Annotated in this window: 3 protein-coding genes, 3 tRNA genes and 1 riboswitch; all 6 genes read right to left on the bottom strand. The window is 39.9% G+C overall.

Going from position 1 to position 5,844, the window contains the following annotated elements; all coding sequences use genetic code 11:
* Positions 1–144: 144 nt before the first annotated feature.
* The 6 genes from iadA to G4407_RS15675 all read right to left on the bottom strand — a co-directional run bounded on the left by iadA (position 145) and on the right by G4407_RS15675 (position 5,683).
* Positions 145–1,290, bottom strand: coding sequence for a beta-aspartyl-peptidase (gene iadA, locus G4407_RS15700; RefSeq protein ID WP_173689626.1), 1,146 nt, complete (start codon positions 1,288–1,290; stop codon positions 145–147).
* 69 nt (positions 1,291–1,359) lie between these two features.
* Positions 1,360–3,291, bottom strand: coding sequence for an EAL domain-containing protein (locus G4407_RS15695; protein ID WP_173689625.1), 1,932 nt, complete (start codon positions 3,289–3,291; stop codon positions 1,360–1,362).
* 19 nt (positions 3,292–3,310) lie between these two features.
* Entirely contained in the window at positions 3,311–4,960 is a 1,650-nt protein-coding gene (locus tag G4407_RS15690) for a sensor domain-containing diguanylate cyclase (RefSeq protein ID WP_173689624.1), read from the bottom strand.
* Positions 4,961–5,109: 149 nt separating this feature from the next.
* Positions 5,110–5,193, bottom strand: a riboswitch (cyclic di-GMP riboswitch).
* Between the two features lie 214 nt (positions 5,194–5,407).
* Positions 5,408–5,478: transfer RNA gene (locus G4407_RS15685), tRNA-Cys, on the bottom strand.
* Positions 5,479–5,481: 3 nt separating this feature from the next.
* Positions 5,482–5,553: transfer RNA gene (locus G4407_RS15680), tRNA-Glu, on the bottom strand.
* Between the two features lie 58 nt (positions 5,554–5,611).
* Positions 5,612–5,683: transfer RNA gene (locus tag G4407_RS15675), tRNA-Asn, on the bottom strand.
* Positions 5,684–5,844: the final 161 nt, after the last annotated feature.

The raw sequence follows: 5,844 nt of genomic DNA, 5'->3' as shown, positions 1-5,844 counted from the left end.
TGTATAAAATTTTCAATGTTCTTTCAATTTAGCCTTGACTTTTTATTTGCAGGCTGTATACACATGATTCCTTTATTTTAAGGCTTTTCCGGCATTTCCGCAAGGGAATATTTTAACAGGCTAACGTTGTACTTTATTCAATTCCTATTTTTCATAGGTTCCCTTGCAAATGATTTTTTCTTTTTGCATAAAGATTTTTCCACCTGCAATATAACTGTCAAGCTTCAGGTCATTGTCCCACAAAAGCAGATCTGCATCGGCTCCTTTTTGTATTGTCCCTTTCTTACCCTGCAATCCCAGTGCCTCCGCTACATGTGATGTCATATATGGAAGTGCATCTTCCAGCTTCATATCAAGCTCATGTACCATATACAGAAGTTCTTCCCGCAGCGCATCTACTGAGGAAACACCGATTTCCAACAAACTTCCGTCTTCTCTGTATTTTGACCAGCTTCCGTGTCCGTCGGAGCTGATGGTAATATGCTCTGTCGGGATTCCCTTTTCTTTTGCTTCTAAAATGCATCCGCCCGGACAAAAGTCCTCACTGATGCCACAGGTGAGATCGATGTATCCACCCTTTTCAAGCAACTGATACCCCTCTTCCAGAAGACCTTTTTTGCGGTTCACATGAGTCGGACGGAAAATCTTGATCGGAATCATACTCTTTTCCAAAGCTTCAAACACCGGCGACAATCCAGCATCTGCATCTCCCATATGCAGCACCACGATTCCAGGTTTTCCGCTTAACATACCTGCCGTTCTGGTCTTGCTCGCAAGCTGGATCAATTCACTTTCCGTCACATTCGGTGCCCGATGATCTGAAATGGCAAGTTTCACGCCAAGTACTTTTTCAACAAACATAATATCCCGATCTACCTCTCCGGTAATAGTCGGACTTGGATATCCATATGCACCGGTAAGCATATACGCACTTACCCCTTCTTCGCATAAAGCCTGTACTTTTGCGTAAAGATTTTCGACACTCCTTGTAAGTCCGTCCGTTCCAAGAAGTCCTACAACCGTTGTAATTCCGCCTTTTACCAGTTCTGACAGCTGAAGTTCCGGTGTACGGGTATGAAAGCTTCCTTCCCCACCACCTCCGGTAACATGAACATGCTGATCAATAAACCCCGGTGTAAGAATTCTTTCCTCTGCATCAATAACTTCACATGCGATTGGAAAATCCTCGATCTTATCTTCAATACATTCAATTTTTCCCCCACATACTAAAAGATCCTTTTTTCCAACATACTCCGGTGCATAAACTTTTGCATTTTTAATAAGTAACATTTTCTTTTCTCCTCTTTATGACATTCTTTTATTTTCATACATTAATTTGTCTGCCTGATGAATTGCCTCTTAATTTTCCCTTTCTATATTATCCTGCTTCTTCAGCAATGCCAAAAGCTCTTTTTCAGGAAGTGGCCTAGAAAAATAATAGCCTTGGATCATATCGACTCCCCAGCTGCTGATCTGTTCCATTTCTTCCTGTGTTTCCACCCCTTCGGAAACAATATGATAATTCATTTTATGAAATGTTTCTACAACACTTTCATAGAAAATTGCCCGTTTCTCATCCCTGCAGATATCAAAAAGCAGAGATCTGTCAACCTTGATCACAGAAAACGGAAGCCTCATTACCGTATTCAGATTCGCATATCCGGAACCAAAATCATCCAGGCAAAAACTAATGCCAGCGGCCGTAAATTCCTCCGCAACTCTTCTTAGACCCGCATTGCATTCAGTCGCAACCGTTTCCGTGATTTCAAACTGTATCCAGTTATGTGGAATCTTATAAGCATCCATAATCCGGATAAAATGTCTGCTACAGTCATTTCTCATCAGATCCAGAGAAGACAGGTTCACTTTTACATTCAGAAGATGTTTCATCAGGTATCGGTTTTCTCCTAAAAATCTGCAGACACGACTAAACTGTAGATCTGTGATCTGTTCGATCATATGATTTTTTTCTGCAATCTGAATAAATACATCTGGTGCGATCCATCCAAGCTCCGGATGCTGAAGGCGACTTAGTGCTTCCAGTGTGATAAAGCATTTTTTCCTTGTAGAGTAAACCGGCTGATAGTATATCTCGAACAGATCCTCTGTAATCGCCTTATGCAAATACTGTTCTACCCGTTTATTATAAAGGAAACCATTCATCGTCTGATGATCATCCTGTATCACCTCTGTCAGACCACTTTTCGCAGATAAGGCTTCCAGATATTCAGCATACTCTAGAATAAGCCCGCTGTCTCCAAGTTTCTGCGCATTCATGATCCCGCTTATGATCACAGGCACCGTAATAGTTTTATTGTTGACATTCAGCTTACTGTTTCCATCAAACAATCTCTTCAGCTGCGTAAGATAATATTCATATTCTTCAAGTGAACCGGTAAGTATCATAAAACGCTTTCCCGTTGTACGAAATGCTGTTTTCCCGCATATCTCACCAAGTTTTCTTGCTGTCAGCTTTAAGATTGAATTACCGCCCTGTACCCCTGCGATTTTATTAATGTGCTTTAATTGATAAAGATACACCGTAATAATGTGAAATGATTTTCCCGCACTGATCAGCTCATTGCTTTTTCTGACCAGATACAGATGATTGTATAATCCGGTAAGTGTATCGATATTTGCATGAGGATTGTTAATCGTAATAAATAGTGCCAGAATTCCCAGACTCATACCAAACCCTGTTGTAAGAAGCGGATGATATAAAAGCTGGATCACCACTCCCGTACCGGATATCAACAGGATTTCCAGCAGGATCTTCACTTTTCGATACCCCAGCTTTTTCCGCCATATGACAATAAGAATCAAGGCTGCAGCCATATGACAGAGTGCACTGTAATACATCAGCATATACCATGGACCTTTCATATAGCCTGCCGGTATATCAAAATAAAACAGCTTTTCTGTGAACGGGTTTGTCAGAATCATCCCCATCAGAATGAATGTCGGCACACCTGATAAAACCATCTTTTTTGCCGAAATGATCTTATTATCATGTAATGTCTGAATATAACAGATCACAGTAAACGGCAGCAATGCCTGAAGCAGATAAAAGATCGTTGTTGCAAGCATTGCAGCAATTTCACAATTACTATTTGGAAAAGAAATATAATAATTACTGGCAAGTTCCGCAACCACATCTAAAATACCGATGATGGCAAAGAAAAGGAATACCTGATTATTCAGATCCTCTGCTCTTTTCTGTCCCAGAAAATGCCATAAAACCAGCAACAATATAACCATTGCCGCAATAAGAAAATCCATATTATAAGTCATATTTATCCTCCGCCGGTTTTTATTTATTTGAGTAAAGCATATCGTCTGCCTGCTGTTTCCAGTCACTGAGCGAAAGAAGACTACCATTCTTTTTTCTCAGATAACTATACCCGAACTTCAGCCGCACAGGCTGTCTGTTTCCACATTCTTCTTCCATCTCTTCTTTTATAAAATGCTCCCATTCTTCCGGTGTCTTTTGCGGATTTCTTACGATAATCGCAAACTCATCACCTTCAACACGAAAACTTACTGCCTGCTGTTCCAGAACACTCCTTTCTGCACTCTGGATGCTTCTTGCCGTTCGGATAACCGTTTCATCACCCATCTGTCTTCCAGACATATCATTAATCTTCTTCAGTTCTGCAATTTTCACAAACAACAATAATACATTTTCAAGTAAAATCGCACCCTCCTGGATCTCTTCAAGATACATCTCAAATGATTTCCGGTTTTTCATATCTGTCATCCGGTCTTCCAAGGACATTCTCCTATAAACCTCCTGTTCCAGGCAAAACTGAATGTTGTTGGATACTTTACAAAGCAATCCCCAAAACAAAACAGCAATATAAAGAAGAATGCCAAACTGGAAAATAGCTTCATACCAGTAAATGGATAATACCCAGTACAGTACCAGTGCGATTACACCGCTTATCCCTAATACACCAAATGCCTTTAGACAGAGATTTACTTCCTTCTCCTGCGTTTTCCGATACTCTTTCCACAAAAGAAGAATCATAGACACAACCCCCGTAAATAATAAGAGATGTGTGATAAATAACATGTCTATAAAAGGAATCCTAAACAGAAAATATAAGAATCCCTGTAAAACAGCATTTGCATAAAGAAGAAAAATCCAGACCTGCGGTATCCATCTTACACTTTCACTCACTGTATTTTGTACAAATAACAGCATGGGAACAGGCATCGTCATAAACGCATAAAAGGATATCAGTGTTCCTGCCGCGTTCTGACTTCCATACATCTGATAAATCCCTGAATCCAAAATGCACCACAGACTGCATAGAATCAAAAACAGTGCTACATTTAAAAATCTCTTTTCTACAATTTGCCTGTGTCTGGTATATAAAAAGACAATCACCGAGACGATACCGAGACCAGTCATTCCCAAAATCACCAGTATTGAAAAAATCGCTCCTAGCAGATGCTGCCTGATAACAGAGCAAAAATCTCCCACTATCGGTGTCTGCACATATAATTCGCTATTCTTTTTTCCTATATAGCTGATGGATAACACTTCCTGCCCGATTTCCTCCGGCAAAGAAATATCTGCCCAGATTTTTCCTTTCATCTGCCTGTTTTTTTCAAATCTGTTATCCTTATATTGATAGAGAAGCCGGTCTCCCATGCAGACTTCCAGCTGATCCTGAATTCCTCGGATCGACAAGATTTTTCCCTTATCAGCCTCTGATAACGCATCATTGTAAAGAACGATCTTCCCCTCTTCATCCGCCGTAACAAAGCATGGCAATTTGAGTTCCGTCTTTTTCCCATCCTTCAACTGATACCATCCATTACTAAAGGTGTACAACTCGCCCCTTTCCGACTCCGTACCCGGCTGATACAGTATTCTGACAAAAATAAGCAACAATGTCACAATGAGCAAAATACAGAATGCTTCAATTTTTTTCCATTTCTTTCCTTTTTTCATTCCCCTCATCTCCTATGCATTCTGCCGGAAGCTTTTCTACATAGAAAATGTAATTTCCTATGCAAAAAAGTCACCTGCGTTATACAGGTGACTAAAATTTAAGCCGAATAACTTTTTTCACTTACTCTATTAACCTATCCGCATCTTCTTATTGCAACCGGCTGACATAGCGTACTGCCTTAGTCCCTTTGGCTTTGCGTCACAGTTTTTCAACAGCTTTGCCCCTATAAACATAATTCAAGTATAGCATATTCAAGATGACGAAACAATATTTTAATTGTTATAATAATCTATAGTTTTACACATAAGCATAATGAGCAGGTATTGGAAATTCCGGATACTTTTTCAACTCTTTTTAAGTTTTTTCACATACCGCATTTTTATATATGGTATATTATATTTATATACCAAAAAATCTAGAAACATTTGTTTCCAGATTTTTCCTAGAGGCGCCAACCAGATTTGAACTGGTGATAGAGGTGTTGCAGACCTTTGCCTTACCACTTGGCTATGGCGCCAGATGACTCCGACGGGAATCGAACCCGTGTTACCGCCGTGAAAGGGCGATGTCTTAACCGCTTGACCACGGAGCCAAATATTGATTTTTTTCAAAATTAAAATCTGCAAGTAATTGGCTGACAGATTTTAGAACTCCCCGAGTTGGGTTCGAACCAACGACCCTTCGGTTAACAGCCGAATGCTCTACCGCTGAGCTATCGAGGACTACTTTTATTATTATAAACACTTTGCATATATTTTGCAAGTGTTTTTTCATTTTTTATGTACTTTGAAAACTACATACAAACTTAAATCTTTACTCCATCCATTTTCTTACCCTGTCCTACCTTCTTGGTTATGCCCTCGACCGATTAGTAACAGTCAGC

It is taken from the genome of Allocoprococcus comes (assembly GCF_013300725.1).
Classification (GTDB): Bacteria; Bacillota; Clostridia; order Lachnospirales; family Lachnospiraceae; genus Allocoprococcus; species Allocoprococcus comes_A.
The sequence above is the reverse complement of the archived record's forward strand: the minus strand, read 5'-3'. Positions and strand labels throughout refer to the sequence as shown.

Coding starts and splice junctions, on each gene's coding strand:
- iadA (WP_173689626.1), bottom strand. CDS start 1,290: ATGTTACTTATTAAAAATGCAAAAGTTTATGCACCGGAGTATGTTGGA.
- G4407_RS15695 (WP_173689625.1), bottom strand. CDS start 3,291: ATGACTTATAATATGGATTTTCTTATTGCGGCAATGGTTATATTGTTG.
- G4407_RS15690 (WP_173689624.1), bottom strand. CDS start 4,960: ATGAAAAAAGGAAAGAAATGGAAAAAAATTGAAGCATTCTGTATTTTG.